This is a genomic window from Kribbella sp. NPDC058693, from assembly GCF_042715335.1.
Classification (GTDB): Bacteria; Actinomycetota; Actinomycetes; order Propionibacteriales; family Kribbellaceae; genus Kribbella; species Kribbella jiaozuonensis.
This window is the reverse complement of the sequence record NZ_JBHXSQ010000001.1, coordinates 796,421-814,769: the sequence shown is the minus strand read 5'-3', so window position 1 is coordinate 814,769 and position 18,349 is coordinate 796,421. Positions and strand designations below refer to the sequence as shown.

Below are 18,349 nucleotides of genomic sequence, written 5' to 3'. Positions count from 1 at the left end.
CCATCCTCTCCCACGCCCCGGCGACCCACCCCGCCCATCTTTGCAGCTCCAGGGTTCCGGCCCGGTCCACAAGGCTGGGTGGAGCGCGCAGCACGCGGGCGGACGACAACACCCCCGGCGGCAGCCGGAAGACCCCGGCGGTAGCCGGAAAGGGATGTACGGCGATGAGCCGGGGGTGGGTGGGGTGCGCGCGTAGTAGTCGCGCTGAGGAGCGGAGCGACGAAGGAAGCGGCCGCGGAGCACGCGGGGGCTTCCCGCAGTACGCGGGGGGCTTCAACGGCAGTACGTCGTGAGTTAGTCCTCGACGCGGCCGCGGTTGGTTACCTGGATGTGTGGCGCTCGTTGAGCCACGGCGCTCACGAGTTCGTCGTAGGCGAGAGAGCGCCCGAGGATCTCGTGTGTCCCGGGCCACGGGCACGACGGTCCCCACGCCTTCGTACTGCGAGGAAGCGCCGCCTCATCCAGCAGCATCACCACCAGCCGCGGTTCCCAGATGTCGTCGCCCTCGTCGTTTACCTGGTGTCGCTCGAGCCGGCAGACCCCGCGGATCTCCCCCCAAGGGATCGTGCGAGGTTGCTCACCACCGAGATAGATCCCGGAGTCGTCCACAGTCAGCAGTACGTCCTCATCGTCCGACTCCCGCCGCTCCTCCAGCGCCGTGATCGCCCCCACAATCAACAGGATCGGCAAACCAACCGCGAAGATCAGCGGCGTACCGCCCCAAGCCAGCCAGACCGCCTCCAGCGGCTCCCGGATCGACTCCCCGCGAATCGCCTGCACGACGACGATCACCAGCGTCAGCGCAACCATCAGCCCGAACACCACAGTCCCCAGCGCCAGCGCGGTCGTCGTGGTGCCGATTCCGTGGCGTTTGACGACGAACGGCTGGCTGAGTTGATGCGCTGACGGCATACGGGCATTGTCTGCGCTGTCACTCCAAGGCACCAGACCTCTCACAGATTCCTCATCAGAACGGTCAGAACTGTCCTCCGGACGGATGAAATCGCCGCGCCTGACCGGCCATCGACTTTGGTCCGGGCCGAGTGTCCGCAACAATCGCTGCATGCCGGACCGCCAAACCGCAGTCGCCACCCGCCAGCCGCCGTCGCGCAGCAGCACGCGCCGACGGAAGAAAGGCGGCATGTGGCGACGTGGCTGGTTCATCGCGTTCCTGGCGATCCTGGCCGCGGCGACGCTGATCTTCCACCGCTACGTTCCGAACTCGATCGGCAACCTGGGCAGTCTGCTCGATACGTTCCTGCCCTGGGTCGGCGTCGCCGTGCCGATCCTGGCGGTCGCAGCCGTCGTACGGCGTTCCGCGACGGCCGGCGTCGCCCTACTCGTCCCCGCGCTCGTCTGGGGCGTGATGTTCGGCGACCTGCTGCTCCCGGGCAAGGGCTCCGGCGGCGCGTACGACCTGAGGGTCCTGACCCACAACGTCGACGCCGCCAACCCGGACCCGAAGGCGACCGCGAGCGATCTGCTCGGCGCCGACGCGGACGTGATGGCGCTCGAGGAGCTCACCGCCCAGGACCTCAAGATCTACAAGGCCGCCTTCGCCACGAAGTACCCGTACCAGGTGTCCCGCGACACAGTCGCCCTCTGGTCGAAGTACCCGGTCGTCGAGACCAAGTCGGTAGACGTCGGCTTCGCCTGGACCCGCGCGCTGCGCGCCGAGGTCAGCACCCCGGAGGGCAAGGTCGCGGTGTACGTCGCCCACCTCGCCTCCGTGCGCGTCGGCACCAGCGGCTTCACCTCGGACCAGCGCAACAACACGATCAAGGCGCTCGGCCGCGCGATCGCCGACGAGAAGCTGGCCGGCGTCATCGTGATGGGCGACTTCAACGGTACGGCGAACGATCGCAGCCTCGCCCCGCTGACAGCCGGACTGCGATCGGCGCAGGGCGCGGCCGGTACCGGATTCGGGTTCACCTGGCCGTCGAAGTTCCCGATGGCCCGGATCGACCACATCCTGGTGCGCGGCGTCACCCCCACCAAGGCCTGGGTGATGAACCCGACCGGCAGCGACCACCGCCCAGTCGTCGCCGAGCTACGAATCTGACGCGATCCCCTTGCGATAGGCGTACCGGACGGCTTCCGCGCGGTGCCGGGCGCCGATCTTCGCGAACGTGTTGTTGATGTGCGTCTTCACGGTCGCCTCGCTGATGAACAGCGTCCCGGCGATCTCCGGGTTGCTCAGCCCGCGCGCGATCAACCGCAGTACTTCGGTCTCCCGAGCGGTCAGCCCGTCGCCGCCCACACCAGCCGAGGGTGCGAGGCCGGCGATCAACCGCTTGGACACCTCAGGATCGAACGTCGACTGCCCGGCCGCCGTCGACCGCAGCGCGGCACCGATCTCGGCCCGGCCGGCGTCCTTGGTCAAGTAGCCGCGAGCGCCAGCACGCAGGGCGTTCGCGATCGACGCATCATCGGCGTACGTCGTCAGCACCAGTACGGCGACGTCCGGGAACTCGGCCGTGATCCGCGCCGTCGCCTCCGTACCGTCGAGCACCGGCATCCGCAGGTCCATCAGCACCACATCGACGTTGCCCCCAGCAACCAACTCGACAGCCGCCAGACCGTTCGCAGCAGCACCCACGACCTCGACACCGTCGATCAGCCCGAGCAGCGCCTCCAGACCTTCACGCACGACCTGCTGGTCGTCCGCCACCACCACGCGGATCGGATCACTCATTCGGCACCTCCGCGACAACCAGCCAGTCATCCCCGTCCGGACCCGCCGTCAGCGTCCCACCAACCAGCGCCAGCCGCTCTCGCATGCCAGCCAACCCGAACCCTTCGCCAGTCGTCGCACCCTTGTTCCGCACGGACAGCCTCACGCCGTCCGAGTAAGCAAGCACCAGCTCGACCGGTTGACCAGGCGCATGTCGAGCCGCGTTCGTCAGCGCCTCGCGGGCAGCGTTGAGCAAGGCAACAGTCACCCCCGACTCAGTCCGCGCAACAACGCCGGTCACGCTCAGTCGCACCGCCGTACCGTGGTCGTTCTCGTGCTGTTCCGCCAGCGCAGCAACTGCCTGATCAAGGTCCGGTACGGCGTCAGCTCGCAGCGCAGCCACCGCATTCCGCGCCTCCGTCAACCCTTGTACGGCGAGCCGCCGCGACCGCCGTACCCGCTCCAACGCCCCCTCGGTATCACCGCGCTCGTCGAGCAGCGCCTCGGCCACCTCGAGCTGAACGCTCAGTGCACCAAGCGAATGCGCGAGCACGTCATGCAGATCACGCGCAATCCGCCCACGCTCCTCCAGCGTCGCAGCCCGGGCGTGTTCGCTCTGCGCCAGCCGGGTCTGCTCGAGCAGCTGCTCGGTCTGCTGGGCCTGCACCTCGTACTGCCGCCGGTTCAACCCGAAGGCAATCAGTACGGCGGTCCACAACAACTGCGTGAAGTACCAGGTATCCGGCTGACCGAACAACCATGCCGATCCCGCATAAGCCGCCGCGACACCGATGCCGGCGGCAATGATCGGCCGATTGCCATGCCGCTTGAAGTCGATCACCGCGATGTCCGTGATGCCGACGAGCACCAGCGCCAGTGCGTTCGACTGCGGATACCCGGCGATCAGCGCGTTGGTCACCGCGACCGCGGACAGCAGCCCGAGGGCGGCGTACGGACGGGACGCCATCAGCACCGAGCCGATGCAGAAGACGACGAAGCTCAGGCTGAGTACGACCCAGACCCACGCGTCCGCGGGCCGCGCCGTCGCCAGTACGGCGACCACGACGCCGGCGGTGAGAACGCGGCCGACCCAGCCGCTCTCGCCGTGCGGCCGCATCGGCAGCAGCGCCTTCAGCTTCACCGGGTGCTGTACTCCTCTGCCTCGCGACGGGCCTTGTTCTGGATGACCACAGACTGAGTCAACAGGTTCGCACCCATCGACACCATCAGCGCGGGGCCACCGGACATCGAGGCGCCGAGCAGATGCCCGACCCCCGCCAGCCCGAGCCGGATGACCAGGTAGGCCACCATGATGCCGAGTCCGGGCATGCCCAGCCGGAAGAACACCTTTCCGGCGCGCCGCTCGACCTGCGCGACCCGGCCGGAGGCAGTCCCCGCGATCAGCGCGACCGCCGCGCCGATGACCAGCAGTACGACGTCGATGAAGCCCAGGCCGGTGTGCCGGTCGTACAACTGGTAGACCCCGACCCCCATCAGGACGAGCGGTCCGCGCCAGACGTCCGTGTCGGAGTTCTCCAGCTCGGACCAGGACAGCCGCCGGGCCAGGACGATCACGACGACGGCGATGACGACGAGTGCGTTGGGTAACGTTCCGAAGCTCATGTCACGGACGGTAGGTCTGACCGGTCTCTAGAAAGGACCGACCAAGGGTGGAGATCCGGGTGGAGAACCAGCGGGCGCCGGTGTCGCCGCCCGCATGATTGAAAGTAGGAGTAACGTTCCTCACCGGTAACACCACGATGCGTCACAAGCGACGATCCGGAGGGGCGATGCTTCCGCAACAATCCATCCTGAGACTGGATGCCACGGCGATCGACTACATCATCATCGCCTTGTACTTCGTCTTCGTGCTCGGCATCGGGTACCTGGCCAGACGCGCGGTGTCGAGCAGCCTGGACTTCTTCCTGTCCGGCCGTTCGCTGCCGGCCTGGGTGACCGGCCTGGCGTTCATCTCGGCCAACCTGGGCGCGATCGAGATCATGGGCATGTCGGCGAACGGTGCGCAGTACGGCATCCCGACCGTGCACTACTTCTGGATCGGCGCGGTGCCGGCGATGCTGTTCCTCGGCGTCGTGATGATGCCGTTCTACTACGGCTCCAAGGTCCGCAGCGTGCCGGAGTTCATGCTGCGCCGGTTCGGCAAGCCCGCGCACCTCGTGAACGCGATCAGCTTCGCCCTGGCGCAGGTGCTGATCGCGGGCGTGAACCTGTTCCTGCTGGCCACGATCGTGAACGTGCTGCTCGGCTGGCCGATCTGGGTGTCGGTGATCGTTGCCGCTGCCATCGTTCTGAGCTACATCACCCTCGGCGGTCTGTCCGCGGCGATCTACAACGAGGTGCTGCAGTTCTTCGTGATCGTCGCCGCGCTGCTGCCGTTGACGCTGGTCGGCCTGCACAAGGTCGGCGGCTGGCAGGGCCTGGTCGACAAGGTGAGCGCGTCGCCGGGCGGCGCCGAGCAGATGTCGGCCTGGCCGGGCAACGCACTGAGTGGCTTCAGCAACAACTTCCTGTCGGTGATCGGGATCGTCTTCGGCCTCGGTTTCGTGCTCTCGTTCGGGTACTGGACGACGAACTTCACCGAGGTCCAGCGCGCACTGGCGTCGAAGAACATGTCGGCGGCCCGGCGTACTCCGATCATCGGCTCGTTCCCGAAGATGTTCATCCCGTTCATCGTCATCATCCCCGGCATCATCGCCGCGGTGATCGTGCCCGAGCTGGCCCAGTTCAAGGCGAACGGCAGCGGCGAGGTCGACTACAACGACGCGTTGCTGCTGCTGATGCGCGATCTGCTGCCGAACGGCATGCTGGGCCTGGCCATCACCGGTCTGCTGGCGTCGTTCATGGCCGGCATGGCGGCCAACCTGAGTTCGTTCAACACAGTGATGTCGTACGACATCATCGAGCGCTACCTGATCAAGGACCGGCCGGACGAGTTCTACCTGCAGACCGGCCGGATCGTCACGGTGGCCGGCACAGTGGTCGCGATCGGCACGGCCGCGATCGCCTCCGGCTACAGCAACCTGATGGACTACCTGCAGCAGCTGTTCTCGTTCTTCAACGCGCCGCTGTTCGCCACCTTCATTCTCGGTATGTTCTGGAAGCGGATGACCGCGACGGCCGGCTGGATCGGCCTGGTCAGCGGTACGGGGACCGCGATCCTGGTCTTCGTCCTGTCCGAGAACGGCGTGATCAACCTGCCCGGTCAGGGCGCCAGCTTCGTCGGTGCGGGTGCCGCCTTCGTGATCGACATCATCATCAGTGTGCTGGTCAGTCTGGGGACGACGCCGAAACGGGACACCGAGCTGGTCGGCCTGGTGTATTCGCTGACGCCGAAGGAACAGCGCACCGAGGTCGCGGTCGCCGGCGACGGCGGCTGGTACCGCAAGCCGGTCCTGCTGGCCGGGATCTCGCTCGCACTGACCATCGTCCTCAACATCATCTTCGCCTGAGGGAGCGTTCGAGATGGCAGAGAAGAAGAAGGCCGGAGCCTTCGACATCCGGGTGATGATCGCGCTGCTGATCGGGATCTACGGCCTGGTGCTGACGATCCTCGGCATCGTCGAGAAGCAGACCGAGATCGACAAGGCCGCCGGCATCAACATCAACCTCTGGGGCGGCATCGGGATGCTGGTGTTCACCGCCCTGTTCGTGCTCTGGGCCCGGCTGCGGCCGATCGTCGTACCCGTCGAAGAAGACGCAACCGGGGAGTAACCCCGGCGCCCACGCCGTCGTTGTGGGACCAGTAGACCTACTGGTCCCACAGCTGGAGGACGGCGCATGGTCAGAACGGGAACCCTTTCCAGACGGGCGTTCCTCGCCCGGGTCGGCATACTCGGCGCGGCCGTCGGAGGCGGTGGGGTTCTGGCCCGCAGCCTGCTGGCGCCCGCTGACGCCGCCACCAACCCGTTGCTGCCGCCCGCCGTCGGCCTGATCAAGCCGGTCCTCGCGGAGCTCGCGCGGGACACGCTCAACGGGCTGACCGTGTTCGCGATGCCCGGCCCGGACGCGTACTCGCGGACCCAGGGCACGCCGAGCCCGACGCCCGGCGCCATCGAGGCCGGTGCGACCGACTTCATCATCAACTCGCTCGACAACTTCGTCCCGTTCCCGGACGAGCTCGCGCAGCCGATCGGGGCCGCCCTGGTGACCGGCCTCGCCGACTCGCGCATCGACCTGCCGGGCCTCGACGTACTCCCCGTGCAGCTGCACACGCTGGACAAGGCGCTGGCGGCGTACCTGGAGAGCGACGAGGCGCTGCCGCTGTCGTTCCCGATCGCCGGCCTGCTGAACCTGATGGCCACCCAGGTGAACCCGCTCGCCGTGAACGGCCCGCACCTGTCGCCGTTCGCCCGCCTCTCGTACGCCGAGAAGGCGCAGGCGTTCGAGCTGATCGAGAAGACCGACGCGGACCTGGTCGCGCTGCTCGACGTCCAGTTCCCGGAGCCGTTGAAGGAATCGGTGTCCGGGCTGCTGAAGTTCGTCGGCGGCGCGCTGATCGAGTTCGCGACGTTCGGTGCGTACGGCGAGTCGGCCGTCTACGACAAGGTCAGCCGCACGCTGCGGAAGCGACCGGTCGGCTGGGCTGCCACCGGCTACCAGCCACACGGACCGGTCGAGGGCTGGGACGACTTCATCGGTTACTACCAGGGGCGCCAGGAGGTGCACGACTGATGCGCGACGTCATCGTGATCGGAGCCGGTGGTGGTGGGCCGGTGGTGGCGAAAGAGCTCGCCGCGCAAGGGCTCGACGTACTGCTGCTCGAGGCCGGACCGCGGAACGCGCACCCGCGGGAGAACTGGACGACGTACGAGGACGACGCCAACAACCCGCTGACCGGGTACCTGCGCTGGGGCCCGTCGGACCGGTCGAAGCCGGCCTGGTTCCGCGAGTGGCCGCAGAACTCGTTCGTCTGGCAGCTGTCCGGCGTCGGCGGGACGACGCAGCACTTCTACGGCAACTACCCGCGCGCGTACCCGGGTGTCTTCGAGGGGTACGACGGCGCGGACAAGTCGCAGTACGACGTCAATCACCGCTTCCCGTTCACGTACGGCGAACTCGTGCCGTACTTCGAATGGGTCGAGGCGACCATGCCGGTCATGACCGCGGCGATGGGTCACAAGGAGCAGACGTTCTTCCGCGGGGCCGAGACGCTCGGGCTCCCGGTGCAGACGACGAAGACGACGCACCGGCCGTCGTACCGTCCGCAGGAGAACGCGATCCTGCAGCCTGGTGGTACGGCGGGGAAGACGTCTGACTCCAGCCTGCTCGTTCATCCGAAGGCGACCGGGTGCACGTTCTGCGGGTACTGCTTCCAGGGGTGCATGCGGCCGAAGGGGGCCCCGCGCAACCAGTTCGCGAAGCGGTCCACGGACAACAGCTACGTCCCGATGGCGTTGACCGCGGACGTTTGGTCGTCCGGGGGTAAGCCGGTCGAGTTGATCGCCGATGCGTTCGTCACGCGGGTGCATGCGGAGAAGGTCCACGGTCAGCTGACGGCGACCGGCGTCACCTGGCGATCCGGCGGTGAAGAGCATCGGGAAGACGCGCGCGTCGTGGTGATGTCGGGTGGGTGTACGGAGAACCCGCGGCTGTGGATGAACTCCGGTCTGCCGAACCCGAACGGCTGGGTCGGACGCGGGTACACCGACCACTTCTTCGACTGGGTGTTCGGCGTCTTCGACGACTACACCGGCAACCCGAAGGGAGTCGGCTCGAGCGCCCGCCTCGACTACCCGGGGTACGGCGGTCTGGAGAACGTCGGCCTCCCGCCCGCGCTGGCCGCCTTCGCGGGAACGCTGTCCGACAGCGGCATCCGCGGTCAGTACAAGAACGGCCGCGGCGCGACCGGGCCGTGGGACGGGCCGGCCGGACGGGTGATGGGTCCGGAGCTGAAGGAGGTTCTGTCGCACGGGCTGGATCACCTGCTCAGCGTGCTGGTGATCACCGACGACGACGTCGAGGCGCAGAACCGGGTCACGCTGTCCGCGCTGCCGGCCGACGAGAACGGCCCGATCCCGAAGGTCACCTTCAAGCAGCGGCAGCGCACCAAGCGCACGTTGCGGAACCGCGAGTTCATGGCGCGGAAGGCGGCCGAGCTGCTGCGTGGAGCCGGCGCCAAGAAGGTGTACCGGATCGACTGGGCGCCGCTGATCCTGCACGTCCAGTCGTCGATGCGGATGGGGTCGTCGTCCAAGAACTCAGTTCTCGACCCGCGCGGTGAGGCTCGTGGCGTGCAGAGGCTGTTCATCGCGGACAACTCGGCGCTGTCGAACGGGCTGGGCGGTCCGAACCCGACGCTGACGTCGCAGGCGCTCGCGACCCGGACCGCGGAGAACATCTTCAAGACGTACTTCGGCGGCGACCCGTGGGTCCGCTCCGGCGCCCCTGTCGTGTCCACGGATCCGCGGATCAGCGTGCGGATGGGGCAGCTCGGTCTCTAGAGCATGTCCGTTTGACGAACATCGGCGTCCGGGCGGGTCCTCCCGTCCGGACGCCGGCGTTCGTAGGCTCGAAGTACCCGATCAGGAGGAACTTCGAGATGACGATCACTTCTGACAGGCCCGACCTGTCGACCACGGCACAGCAGTACGCCGAGCAAGGCTTCGTGCTGGTGAAAGGCCTGCTCAGCAAGGAAGAAGCGGCGTACTACCGGCAGCGCAGCCACGACCTGCTGGCGCAGCTGAACCGGTCCGACGACCCCACCTGGGGAGCCGCCCGGGGGATGACCGAGGCGCCGACGAAGCTGCAGCACCTACACGACGCACAGTTCTACGACGCGGCGTTCTCGAAGCTGCTGGTGGACCCGCGGTTCACCGACGTGGCCGCCGCGGTGATGGGTGTGGACAACGTGCAGTTGCATCACACCAAGCTGTTCGTGAAGCCGCCGGAGAACGGTTCGCCGTTCCCGCTGCACCAGGACTACCCGTTCTTCCCGCACACGTACCACCGCGTCGGTGCGGCGATCTTCCACTTCGACGACGCACCGGTCGAGAAGGGCTGCGTGCGGGTGATTCCCGGTAGCCACAAGTCCGGTCCGCGCGAGCACGAGGCGGAAGGGTCGTACCACCTGCTCGAGCCGTCCTTCGACGAGGCGACGCCGCAGCCGGCCGAGGCGGGCGACGTACTGTTCTTCAGCTACTTCACCGTCCACGGGTCCGGGGTGAACACCAGCGACGAGGCCCGGACCACGTGGCTGATCCAGTACCGCGACCCGTCGGACCCGCCGGCGGTCAAGACGCACGACTGGTCGCTCGGTCAGGGCATGATGCTGCGAGGAGTCGACCCGACCGGCAGGAGTGCCGTTTGAGCCTTGCGTCCGTCGCTGCGGCGGATCGGTTCGTCGACCTCGCGGGACTACTGGAGTCCTGCGAGGTCGACGGCTTCCACGCGGACTTCCTCAGCTGGGGGCACTACCGGCCGGAGTACTGGCGCAACTACTGGCACACCCATTCGTTCCACGAGGTCTGCCTCGCGTACTCCGGCGAAGGCCGCTTCAACTCAGGCTCCGTCCAGTACGACGTCGCACCCGGCTCACTGTTCCTCGCCCGCCCCGGCGACGTCCACGAAATCGAGTCGTCGCGGGTGGCGCCACTGGGAATCGCCTTCTGGGGCTTCACCTTCCGCCCGGCCGCCTCAGGCATCCGAGCCGGGGAGGCGCCAACGCTCCCCAGCGCCGACCGCCGTCCGGCCGGCCCGCATCACCCCGGCGACAACCGCCGTGCAGCCGCCCCCGACCTTCCAGGGTGGTGGTCCGGGCTTACCCGGGCCGACGGGCCGGTGATATCCAGCCGGGGCGGCGCCATCCCATCGCTCATCTCGGCGCTCGCCGCCGAGGCGGCCGCTCCGGTTGCCGGCTACAGCACCGCACTCGGCGCCCTGGGTGCGACTCTGGTCCTGGAGACAGCTCGTGCATTCGCATTCGACGAAGACCTAGCTGTGGAGCCGGTCCGGCGTGACCGCGGTCCGTTGGTGGTGGAAGCGATGCAGCGACACCTCCGCGACAACCTGTCCCGCCCCATCACCGTCCGGGACGTCGCCGCCGCCGCGCACCTCTCCGAGCGTCACGCCGAGCGCCTCTTCACCCAGCAAACAGGTGCGTCGATCATGTCCACCCTCCGCCGCCTACGCCTCGAGCTGGCCGCCCAGCTCCTCCTCGACCCCACCCTCACCATCACCGACGTAGCCCACGCCTGCGGCTACTCCGACGTCCGCCCCTTCTCCACAGCCTTCCGCCGCAAATACGGCCGCACCCCCGGCAACCACCGCCGCGCCGGAGGCACGGAGTTCATCTAGAACGACGGCCCGACGCGCAGTGGTATTCTGGTTACATGCGAGTGAGCCTGCTCCTTATGTAGCCGTGCTGGCAGTGGTCAGTGCGGCGTCCCTTCCTGCGTGAGGGGCTTTTTTATGTCCAGGCGTGCCATCTGGCACATTAAGGCTCAACAAACACCCGAAGTATGGAGTAGGACCGTGAGCGAGCAGGTGGAAGACACCCCCATCGACAGGGGTGGCTACGACTTCAACGCCATGCAGGCCAAGTGGCGTCCGGTGTGGGAGAAGCTGGACCCGTTCAAAGCGAAGGACGACGGCTCGGCCGAGCGGCGCTACGCGCTCACGATGTTCTCCTACCCGTCCGGCGACCTGCACATGGGTCACGCCGAGGTGTTCGCACTGCACGACGTGCTGGCCCGCTACTGGTTCCAGCAGGGGTACGACGTGCTGAACCCGATCGGCTGGGACTCGTTCGGCCTGCCCGCCGAGAACGCCGCGATCAAGCGCAACGAGCACCCGGCGACGTTCACCTACGCCAACATCGAGACGCAGGCCGAGTCGATCCGGCGGTACGCGATCAGCTTCGACTGGTCCCGTCGGCTGCACACGTCCGACCCGGAGTACTACCGCTGGACCCAGTGGCTGTTCCTGCGGCTGTACGAACGCGGTCTGGCCTACCGCAAGGCGTCGTACGTCAACTGGTGCCCGCACGACCAGACCGTGCTGGCCAACGAGCAGGTGATCCAGGGACGCTGTGAGCGCTGCGGTCACGAGGTGACCAAGCGCGAGCTGACCCAGTGGTACTTCAAGACCACGGAGTACGCCCAGCGGCTGCTGGACGACATGGAGCTGCTGCAGTGGCCGGAAGAGATCCTGCTGATGCAGCGCAACTGGATCGGCCGGTCCGAGGGCGCGTTCGCGAACTTCGAGGTCGAGGGGCACGACGAGCCGATCAAGGTCTTCACCACCCGTCCGGACACGCTGTTCGGCGCCACCTTCATGGTGGTCGCGCCGGACGCGAAGCTGGCCGCCGAGCTGGTCACGCCGGAGCAGCAGGCGGCCTTCGACGAGTACCTGACCAAGGTCAAGGCGACCACCGAGATCGAGCGGCAGAGCACCGAGCGCGAGAAGACCGGCGTCTTCCTGGGGTCGTACGCGATCAACCCGGTGACCGGGCAACGGATCCCGATCTGGGCCGCCGACTACGTGCTGGCCGACTACGGCACCGGCGCGATCATGGCCGTGCCCGGCCAGGACACCCGGGACTGGGAGTTCGCGGAGAAGTTCGACCTGCCGATCGTTCGTACCGTGCAGCCGCCCGCCGATTTCGACGGCAAGGCCTACACCGGTGAGGGCGCCGCGATCAACAGCGCCAACGACGAGATCAGCCTGGACGGACTGGACATCGCCGACGCGAAGTCCCGCATCATCGACTGGCTGGACACCAAGGGCCTGGGCGAGCGGACGATCAACTACCGCCTGCGCGACTGGCTGCTCAGCCGGCAGCGCTACTGGGGCTGCCCGATCCCGATCATCCACTGCCCGTCCTGTGGCGAGGTGCCTGTTCCGGAAGACCAGCTGCCGATGGAGCTGCCGGACCTGCGCGGAGCGGACCTGCAGCCGAAGGGCGTCTCGCCGCTGGCCGCTGACCGCGAGTGGGTCGAGGTCGACTGCCCGAAGTGCGGCGGCAAGGCCGAGCGGGACACGGACACGATGGACACGTTCGTCGACTCGTCCTGGTACTTCCTGCGCTACCTGTCCCCGCAGTACACCGAGGGCGCCTTCGACCAGGCTGCCGCGGATCGCTGGATGTCCGTGTACCAGTACGTCGGTGGCAAGGAGCACGCCGTACTGCACCTGCTGTACGCACGGTTCTTCGTCAAGGCGTTGCACGACATGGGCCTGCTGAACGTCGTCGAGCCCTTCACCCGGCTGCTGAACCAGGGCCAGGTGATCAACAAGGGCAAGGCGATGAGCAAGTCGCTGGGCAACGGCGTGAATCTGGGCGACCAGATCGACGAGTACGGCGTGGACGCGGTCCGGCTGACGATGGTGTTCGCCGGCCCGCCTGCCGACGACATCGACTGGGCCGACATGTCGCCGGGGGGTTCGCTGAAGTTCCTGCAACGGGCCTGGCGGCTGGCTGCTGCGGTCGAGGCGCCGCTGGGCTCGGATCCCTCGACCGGCGACGTCGAGCTGCGCAAGCTGACCCACCGCACGGTGGCCGACGCGACCGAGCTGATCGACTCGCACCGGTTCAACGTGATGGTGGCCCGGATCATGGAGCTGGTGAACGCGACCCGGAAGGCGATCGACTCCGGTCCGGGTGCGGCCGACCCGGCGGTCCGCGAGGCCGTAGAGACGGTATCGATCCTGCTGAGCCTGGTCGCGCCGTACACGGCCGAGGACATGTGGGCCGAGCTGGGCCACGAGCCGACCGTCGCCAAGGCCGGCTGGCCGAAGGTCGCCCCGGCCCTGCTGGTCCAGGACACGGTCACCTGCGTGGTCCAGGTCGCCGGCAAGGTGAAGGACCGGCTGGAGGTCGCGCCCGACATCTCCGACGCCGATCTGGAGAAGCTGGCGCTGGACTCGGACGCGGTGCAGAAGGCGCTGGACGGTCGCGGTACCCGCAAGGTGATCGTGCGGGCGCCGAAGCTGGTCAACATCGTCCCGGCCTGAGCGCACGTCGCCCGGCCGCACGTCGTGGGGCCGGGCGACATTTGTCTTAGGGCTACGCTGCTGGGATGCGCTCTGAGCTGATCGACATCGCGACCGGCGGGACCGAGGTCGTGTTCGACCTGACGAGCAGGTGCGAGCAGTTCGTCGCCGCTGAGGCCCACCAGGCCCAGGGCGACGGGCTGCTGCACGTGTTCGTGCCGCACGCGACGGCCGGGGTCGCGATCCTCGAGACCGGTGCGGGCAGCGACACGGATCTGCTCGCGGTGCTGGACGAGTTGCTGCCGCGCGACTTCAGTTGGCGGCACCGGCACGGTTCGCCCGGACACGGCCGCGACCATGTGCTGCCGGCGCTGATTCCGCCGTACGCGTCGATTCCGGTGCTCGAGGGGCGGTTGATGCTCGGCACCTGGCAATCGATCTGCCTGGTCGACACCAATGTGGACAATCCGCAGCGCCAGGTCCGGCTTTCCTGGCTGCCCGGTTAACGGACCACCGGGTAACAATCATTCCCGGGATTTTGGTGACTTATCGTGATGTTGCCGATCGCGTTACGTTTGCGAAACACGACTCCGCTTGAATTGCCGCATGGCAGCCCTGGACACCTTGCGCGACGTCACCGTTGAGCTCCTGGTTCGCGCAACCCGAGGGGTTTGCGACGGCAGCTTGCTGAATGCCGACGCGGGTCGCGCCGACACCAGCGCACGCATCGACGACTGGTCCGGCATACTTTCTCTGTACGCCGCCGAAAATGAATCCCGCTCGGTTCGCGCGACTGCTTGAAACACGCATTTCTGATCCCGCAGGCTTTTCTCCGAGCTTTGCTTTTGTTGCCTTGATCAACAAGTTGGTGTGACCCAGGCCGCATCCCGCACGCCGGTCAGCCCCCGCACAGACGCCCCCGTCACGCTATGTTGTGACAGGAACGTGGGGCCTCCAGAGGGGTGACGTGCTGTGTCGGACACGGATGGCCGGGCTGACGGTCGGCGGGGTTTCGCCGATCTGTTGCTCGACCTCAGGGTCCAGGCCGGCCTCTCCCAGGAGGAGCTGGCCGACCGCGCCGGGCTGAGCGTCCGGTCGATCCGCGAGATCGAGGCCGGCCGGGTCGCGCGGCCGCGGAAGGACTCGGTCCGGCTGCTGGCGTCCGCACTCGGTCTGCAGGACCCTTCGCAGTTCCTCGCCGCGGCCGGGCACGGTACTGGGCGTCGGGTCGTGCAGCCTGCTGTCATATCCGTCGCCGATCCGGCCCCGACCGGTCTGCGCTGGCGCGGCACGCGGCCGATCCCAGACGGACTTGTCGGGCGCGAGCAGGAGCTGTTCGAGCTTGAGGGGCTGCTGCGGCAGAACCGGCTGGTCACGCTCGTCGGCCCCGGCGGAGTCGGCAAGACCGAGCTCGCGCTGGCGGCGGCCGACCGCTTCTCCGGCGCGGACACCACAGTCGTGGTCGTTGACCTCACCACAGTCCAGCGCGACGCCGCCGTACCGTCAGCCATCCTCGACGCCTTCGGCACAGCCCCGGGTACGTCGGACCTGGACGATGTACTGTCCGGCCGCCGACCCGGTGATCTGGTCATCGTCGAGGACAACGCCGAGCACGTTCTCGACGGTGTCGCGACCGTCGCCAACCGGATGGTCCGCAGCTTCCCGGGCATCGGCGTGCTGGTGACGTCGCGGATCCCGCTGGGGCTGCCGGATGAAGTCGTACGCCGGGTGCAGGTGCTCGGCGTACCGCCGAACGACGAGAACTTCGAGGAGATCGCGGCGTCGCCGGCCGTCGAGATGTTCTGCCGCCGGGTGGCCCGGGTACGGCCGGAATTCGTTCTGACACCTGCCAACGCTCCGACCGTGGCGCGCCTGTGCCGGCGGCTGGACGGGCTGCCGTTGGCGCTGGAGCTGGCGGCCGCGCGGGCGGGGTCGCTGTCCGTGGAGACGATTCTCGCGGCGCTGGACGACCGGTTCCGGTTGCTGTCGGGGCCGCGGCGATTCGGCGCACCTCATCAGCGGACGCTGGCGGACACGATCGCCTGGAGCGTCGACGCCCTGTCCGATGCGGCGCGGCAGTTGCTTTACAGGTGCTCGGTGCTGGGTTCGCCGTTCACGCTGGAGGCGGTGGCCGGGGTGTGTATGGGGGATCCGATCGACGGTCTCGACGTACCGATGCTGCTGGCCGAGCTGGTGGACAAGTCGCTGCTGCAGCCGGTGCTCGAGTTCGAGCAGCTGTACGGCTCGCGGTACAAGCTGCTGGAGACGATCCGGGAGCACGCGTACGCCGGTCTGACGTCGCAGGGTTCCGACTTGGTCGAGTTCCGGGACCGGGCGGTCACGTGGTGTTCGACGTACGTCGCGGGGCTGGACGGGGCGTGGTCGTCGCCGGACCGCGATCGGCAGTACCGGGCGGCGCATGCGAACTCTGCGCTGTTCGAGGTGGCGTTGGAGCGGGCCGCCGAGCTGGGGGAGTGGGACACGGCTGCGCGGATCGTGCTGGGGTTCCGGATCGCGTGGCAGTACCAGGCCAGTGTGGCCGAGAGCGGGATCCGCTGGGCGACGCTGTGCGCTTCTCAGGTGTCCGACAAAGAGATCAGTGGCCGGCTGCTTGCGATCGCGGGCCGGCTGTCCAGTCTGACCGGTGACATCCGTGGTGCGCGCCGGCACTACGAGGAGGCGCGGACGCTGATCCCGGGCGAGACCGAGATGGGTCTGGTCGCTCGTGGCGGCTGGGTATCGTCCGGTTCGCACCTGCTCGACACACAGAGCCTGGCCGAGATACCGGCGCTGGTAGATGACGCTCGCAAGCATGGCGACGTACAGCGGTCTGCGACCGTGCAGGCGACCTGTGGGCTCGCGCTGCTGCGGTGGGGTCGGTTGGTCGAGGCCAAGGAGCTCCTGCTCGCTTGGGAGGCTGCACTGGTCAACCCGGGCGTGTACCCCGACGAGATCGCGTACATGGCGCTCAGCCGCGTCGACCTCGAGCTGGGGAACCTGGCCGAGGCGCGTCACTGGGCCGTGCTCGCCCGCGACAGTCAGGCGTCGGACGATCCCGAGCGGACCAAGGTCGCCGGCTGTCTGGCGATGGTCGAGTTCCACGACGGCCGGTACGACGAGGCGCGGGCGCTGCTCGACCAGGCCGACGCCGACATCCGCGGCCACCGCGGGTACTTCGACTACCTCGTGATGCTGTACCGGTCCCGGCTGGCACGAGCCGCCGGTGAGGTCGAGCAGGCGCGGGTGTCGATCCGGGACGCCGTGAACCGGCTGCTGCTCGAAGGGCGGGTCGTGTACCTGCTCGAAGTACTGCCGGAGGCTGTGGCGGTGCTGCACGCGCTGGGACGCTCGGACGCGGGAGATGCGTTGTGCGGGCAGCTTTTGGCGTGGCAGCGGTCGATGGACCCGCCGATGCTGCCGACCGCGTGGGCGGTGCTGCAGGAGTCGTGTGAGAGCGCCTCGGCCGCGGACGGTTGGCCCGAGCCGGATCCGGCGGCCGCGGTGCAGCGGTTGGCGAACGACGTACTGACCGCTCTTTCCTGACGTGGATCCGCGGAAGCTGCCGGGTAACTGCCGGTTGATCTGCCTCGTCCTGACATGGCTGCCGGACCAAGAATTACAGCCGTAGGGCAGGTTCCACGAAGCAGAGTCCGACACCGGGCGGCGGCAGCGAAAGAGGTGGTGAACCATGAAGAGGCCATGGGACACCGCCGGACTGCCGGCCGGCGCGGCGAAGGCGACGCGGAGGGCATCCGGCGGCTGGTTGGTGGGGGCGCCGAGCGGCTGTCGAGAGCTCCGGGGTGCTGTGGAGTGGATCTGTCCTGCCTGTACCGGACGCTGTGCACCGTCAGGGCACCGCTTCCGGGGCGGGGTTCCAGCATCGGGTCAGGCACACGACACAGGGGACGAGTGTCACGACCCGGCCGGCACGGGTAACTGACGGGTTTGGTCACCTGTCGGCGGGCCGGCCGCTGGGACCTCCCGGAACCTCGACGAGCTCGCGGTCAAGGCCGGTCCTGCGCGGTACCGGATACGGGGAGTAGCTCGTCGAGGCTCCATCAACTTCAGGCTGACAACCAGGGGGAGTCAGCAGGACAGGCCGGGCTGATGACGCACGTGGGGACGCCACCAGCCCGGCAGCAGTCCCAAGCGAGGTGAAGGCCCGGGAGGGGTGGCCTTCACCTCGCTAATCTTTGAGAACCGCGGCCTTGTCGAACGCGTAGCCGACCATCCAGTGGGGCTGCAGCCGGCAGTAGACGATGTCGTCACCCCAGCTCGACGGTGAACTGCCGTAGTGGTTGGTGAGATGCTCCTCGATCTCCGCGAAGTCAGGGTGCTCCGGCGTCAGGAACTCGACGTCCCCGTGGCTGAACACCCCGATCCGCTCACCGTCGACGTACGAGAGGCTCGCCGCCGGCCGCTTCTTCAACTGCCGCGCCTTCGCCGCCGACCCGGATGTCGTGAACACCCACCGCGCGTGCAGGAAGTGCCCGTCCACCGCACTGATCCGCGGCTCACCCCGCGCCGTCACGGTGGCGAGATTCAGCGTGCACATCCCGGTCAGAACCCGCACCAGCTCCTCGGCATCCAGCCGGCGCTGGTCCTTGATGATGTTCCGCAGATGCTGGGTCGACCGCGCGTACGCCGTGTCCAGCAACCCCTGCATCTCGGTGACCTCCGCCACTGTCTCCTTCATAATCCGGAGTCTGGCACTCCGCTCAGACA

The 18,349-nt window shown here is 67.8% G+C and carries 16 protein-coding genes; 11 read left to right on the top strand and 5 right to left on the bottom strand.

What is annotated here, in order from left to right; genetic code table 11:
- Nucleotides 1-294 precede the first annotated feature (294 nt).
- Complete coding sequence (locus ACFWUU_RS03840) at nucleotides 295-912, bottom strand: hypothetical protein (RefSeq protein ID WP_380172445.1); 618 nt, start codon at nucleotides 910-912, stop codon at nucleotides 295-297.
- Between the two features lie 229 nt (nucleotides 913-1,141).
- Between ACFWUU_RS03840 and ACFWUU_RS03835 the strand changes: the two genes are divergently transcribed.
- Nucleotides 1,142-2,062, top strand: coding sequence for an endonuclease/exonuclease/phosphatase family protein (locus ACFWUU_RS03835; protein WP_380090505.1), 921 nt, complete (start codon nucleotides 1,142-1,144; stop codon nucleotides 2,060-2,062).
- On the opposite strand, the gene ACFWUU_RS03830 is transcribed toward ACFWUU_RS03835, so the two are convergent.
- Genes ACFWUU_RS03830 through ACFWUU_RS03820 form a run of 3 tightly spaced genes read right to left on the bottom strand, consistent with a single transcriptional unit; the run spans nucleotide 2,051 to nucleotide 4,297 of the window.
- The gene (locus tag ACFWUU_RS03830) at nucleotides 2,051-2,695 is read right to left on the bottom strand and encodes a response regulator (protein WP_380172442.1); all 645 of its coding nucleotides are present in this window, start codon (nucleotides 2,693-2,695) and stop codon (nucleotides 2,051-2,053) included. The two genes, ACFWUU_RS03835 and ACFWUU_RS03830, sit on opposite strands and share 12 nt — an antisense overlap.
- The gene (locus ACFWUU_RS03825; RefSeq protein ID WP_380172439.1) at nucleotides 2,688-3,815 is read right to left on the bottom strand and encodes a sensor histidine kinase; all 1,128 of its coding nucleotides are present in this window, start codon (nucleotides 3,813-3,815) and stop codon (nucleotides 2,688-2,690) included. The genes ACFWUU_RS03830 and ACFWUU_RS03825 overlap by 8 nt, the downstream gene beginning before the upstream one ends.
- A complete protein-coding gene (locus tag ACFWUU_RS03820) occupies nucleotides 3,812-4,297 on the bottom strand; it encodes a hypothetical protein (RefSeq protein WP_380172437.1) in 486 nt (161 codons plus the stop codon). Before ACFWUU_RS03820 ends, ACFWUU_RS03825 begins: the two co-directional genes overlap by 4 nt.
- Before the next feature lie 167 nt (nucleotides 4,298-4,464).
- Between ACFWUU_RS03820 and ACFWUU_RS03815 the strand changes: the two genes are divergently transcribed.
- The 10 genes from ACFWUU_RS03815 (at nucleotide 4,465) to ACFWUU_RS03770 (ending at nucleotide 17,167) form a co-directional block, all read left to right on the top strand.
- The gene (locus ACFWUU_RS03815; RefSeq protein ID WP_380172435.1) at nucleotides 4,465-6,144 is read left to right on the top strand and encodes a sodium:solute symporter family protein; all 1,680 of its coding nucleotides are present in this window, start codon (nucleotides 4,465-4,467) and stop codon (nucleotides 6,142-6,144) included.
- A gap of 13 nt (nucleotides 6,145-6,157) precedes the next feature.
- Nucleotides 6,158-6,406 (top strand): hypothetical protein, encoded by a 249-nt coding sequence (locus ACFWUU_RS03810; protein ID WP_137253746.1) that lies wholly within the window; start codon nucleotides 6,158-6,160, stop codon nucleotides 6,404-6,406.
- 66 nt (nucleotides 6,407-6,472) lie between these two features.
- Entirely contained in the window at nucleotides 6,473-7,366 is an 894-nt protein-coding gene (locus ACFWUU_RS03805) for a hypothetical protein (RefSeq protein ID WP_380172433.1), read from the top strand.
- Entirely contained in the window at nucleotides 7,366-9,135 is a 1,770-nt protein-coding gene (locus ACFWUU_RS03800; RefSeq protein WP_380172431.1) for a GMC family oxidoreductase N-terminal domain-containing protein, read from the top strand. Before ACFWUU_RS03805 ends, ACFWUU_RS03800 begins: the two co-directional genes overlap by 1 nt.
- Before the next feature lie 98 nt (nucleotides 9,136-9,233).
- Entirely contained in the window at nucleotides 9,234-10,001 is a 768-nt protein-coding gene (locus ACFWUU_RS03795; protein WP_380172429.1) for a phytanoyl-CoA dioxygenase family protein, read from the top strand.
- On the top strand, nucleotides 9,998-10,987 hold the full coding sequence (locus tag ACFWUU_RS03790; protein WP_380172427.1) for a helix-turn-helix domain-containing protein: 990 nt from the start codon (nucleotides 9,998-10,000) through the stop codon (nucleotides 10,985-10,987). The genes ACFWUU_RS03795 and ACFWUU_RS03790 overlap by 4 nt, the downstream gene beginning before the upstream one ends.
- A 177-nt stretch (nucleotides 10,988-11,164) precedes the next feature.
- On the top strand, nucleotides 11,165-13,645 hold the full coding sequence (gene leuS, locus ACFWUU_RS03785; protein WP_380172425.1) for a leucine--tRNA ligase: 2,481 nt from the start codon (nucleotides 11,165-11,167) through the stop codon (nucleotides 13,643-13,645).
- A 65-nt stretch (nucleotides 13,646-13,710) separates the two neighbouring features.
- Entirely contained in the window at nucleotides 13,711-14,130 is a 420-nt protein-coding gene (locus ACFWUU_RS03780; protein ID WP_137253751.1) for a YjbQ family protein, read from the top strand.
- Nucleotides 14,131-14,230: 100 nt separating this feature from the next.
- Entirely contained in the window at nucleotides 14,231-14,425 is a 195-nt protein-coding gene (locus ACFWUU_RS03775) for a hypothetical protein (protein WP_380172423.1), read from the top strand.
- A 171-nt stretch (nucleotides 14,426-14,596) separates the two neighbouring features.
- Entirely contained in the window at nucleotides 14,597-17,167 is a 2,571-nt protein-coding gene (locus ACFWUU_RS03770) for an ATP-binding protein (RefSeq protein ID WP_380172421.1), read from the top strand.
- A gap of 643 nt (nucleotides 17,168-17,810) precedes the next feature.
- Here the strand turns inward: ACFWUU_RS03770 and ACFWUU_RS03765 are convergent.
- Nucleotides 17,811-18,320, bottom strand: a complete 510-nt coding sequence (locus ACFWUU_RS03765; protein ID WP_380172419.1) for a pyridoxamine 5'-phosphate oxidase family protein — start codon at nucleotides 18,318-18,320, stop codon at nucleotides 17,811-17,813.
- Nucleotides 18,321-18,349: the final 29 nt, after the last annotated feature.

Bases quoted from the DNA above. Each gene is read 5' to 3' on its own strand.
- ACFWUU_RS03840 (WP_380172445.1), bottom strand. From the start codon at position 912: ATGCCGTCAGCGCATCAACTCAGCCAGCCGTTCGTCGTCAAACGCCAC.
- ACFWUU_RS03835 (WP_380090505.1), top strand. From the start codon at position 1,142: ATGTGGCGACGTGGCTGGTTCATCGCGTTCCTGGCGATCCTGGCCGCG.
- ACFWUU_RS03830 (WP_380172442.1), bottom strand. From the start codon at position 2,695: ATGAGTGATCCGATCCGCGTGGTGGTGGCGGACGACCAGCAGGTCGTG.
- ACFWUU_RS03820 (WP_380172437.1), bottom strand. From the start codon at position 4,297: ATGAGCTTCGGAACGTTACCCAACGCACTCGTCGTCATCGCCGTCGTC.
- ACFWUU_RS03815 (WP_380172435.1), top strand. From the start codon at position 4,465: ATGCTTCCGCAACAATCCATCCTGAGACTGGATGCCACGGCGATCGAC.
- ACFWUU_RS03810 (WP_137253746.1), top strand. From the start codon at position 6,158: ATGGCAGAGAAGAAGAAGGCCGGAGCCTTCGACATCCGGGTGATGATC.
- ACFWUU_RS03805 (WP_380172433.1), top strand. From the start codon at position 6,473: ATGGTCAGAACGGGAACCCTTTCCAGACGGGCGTTCCTCGCCCGGGTC.
- ACFWUU_RS03800 (WP_380172431.1), top strand. From the start codon at position 7,366: ATGCGCGACGTCATCGTGATCGGAGCCGGTGGTGGTGGGCCGGTGGTG.
- ACFWUU_RS03795 (WP_380172429.1), top strand. From the start codon at position 9,234: ATGACGATCACTTCTGACAGGCCCGACCTGTCGACCACGGCACAGCAG.
- ACFWUU_RS03780 (WP_137253751.1), top strand. From the start codon at position 13,711: ATGCGCTCTGAGCTGATCGACATCGCGACCGGCGGGACCGAGGTCGTG.
- ACFWUU_RS03775 (WP_380172423.1), top strand. From the start codon at position 14,231: ATGGCAGCCCTGGACACCTTGCGCGACGTCACCGTTGAGCTCCTGGTT.
- ACFWUU_RS03765 (WP_380172419.1), bottom strand. From the start codon at position 18,320: ATGAAGGAGACAGTGGCGGAGGTCACCGAGATGCAGGGGTTGCTGGAC.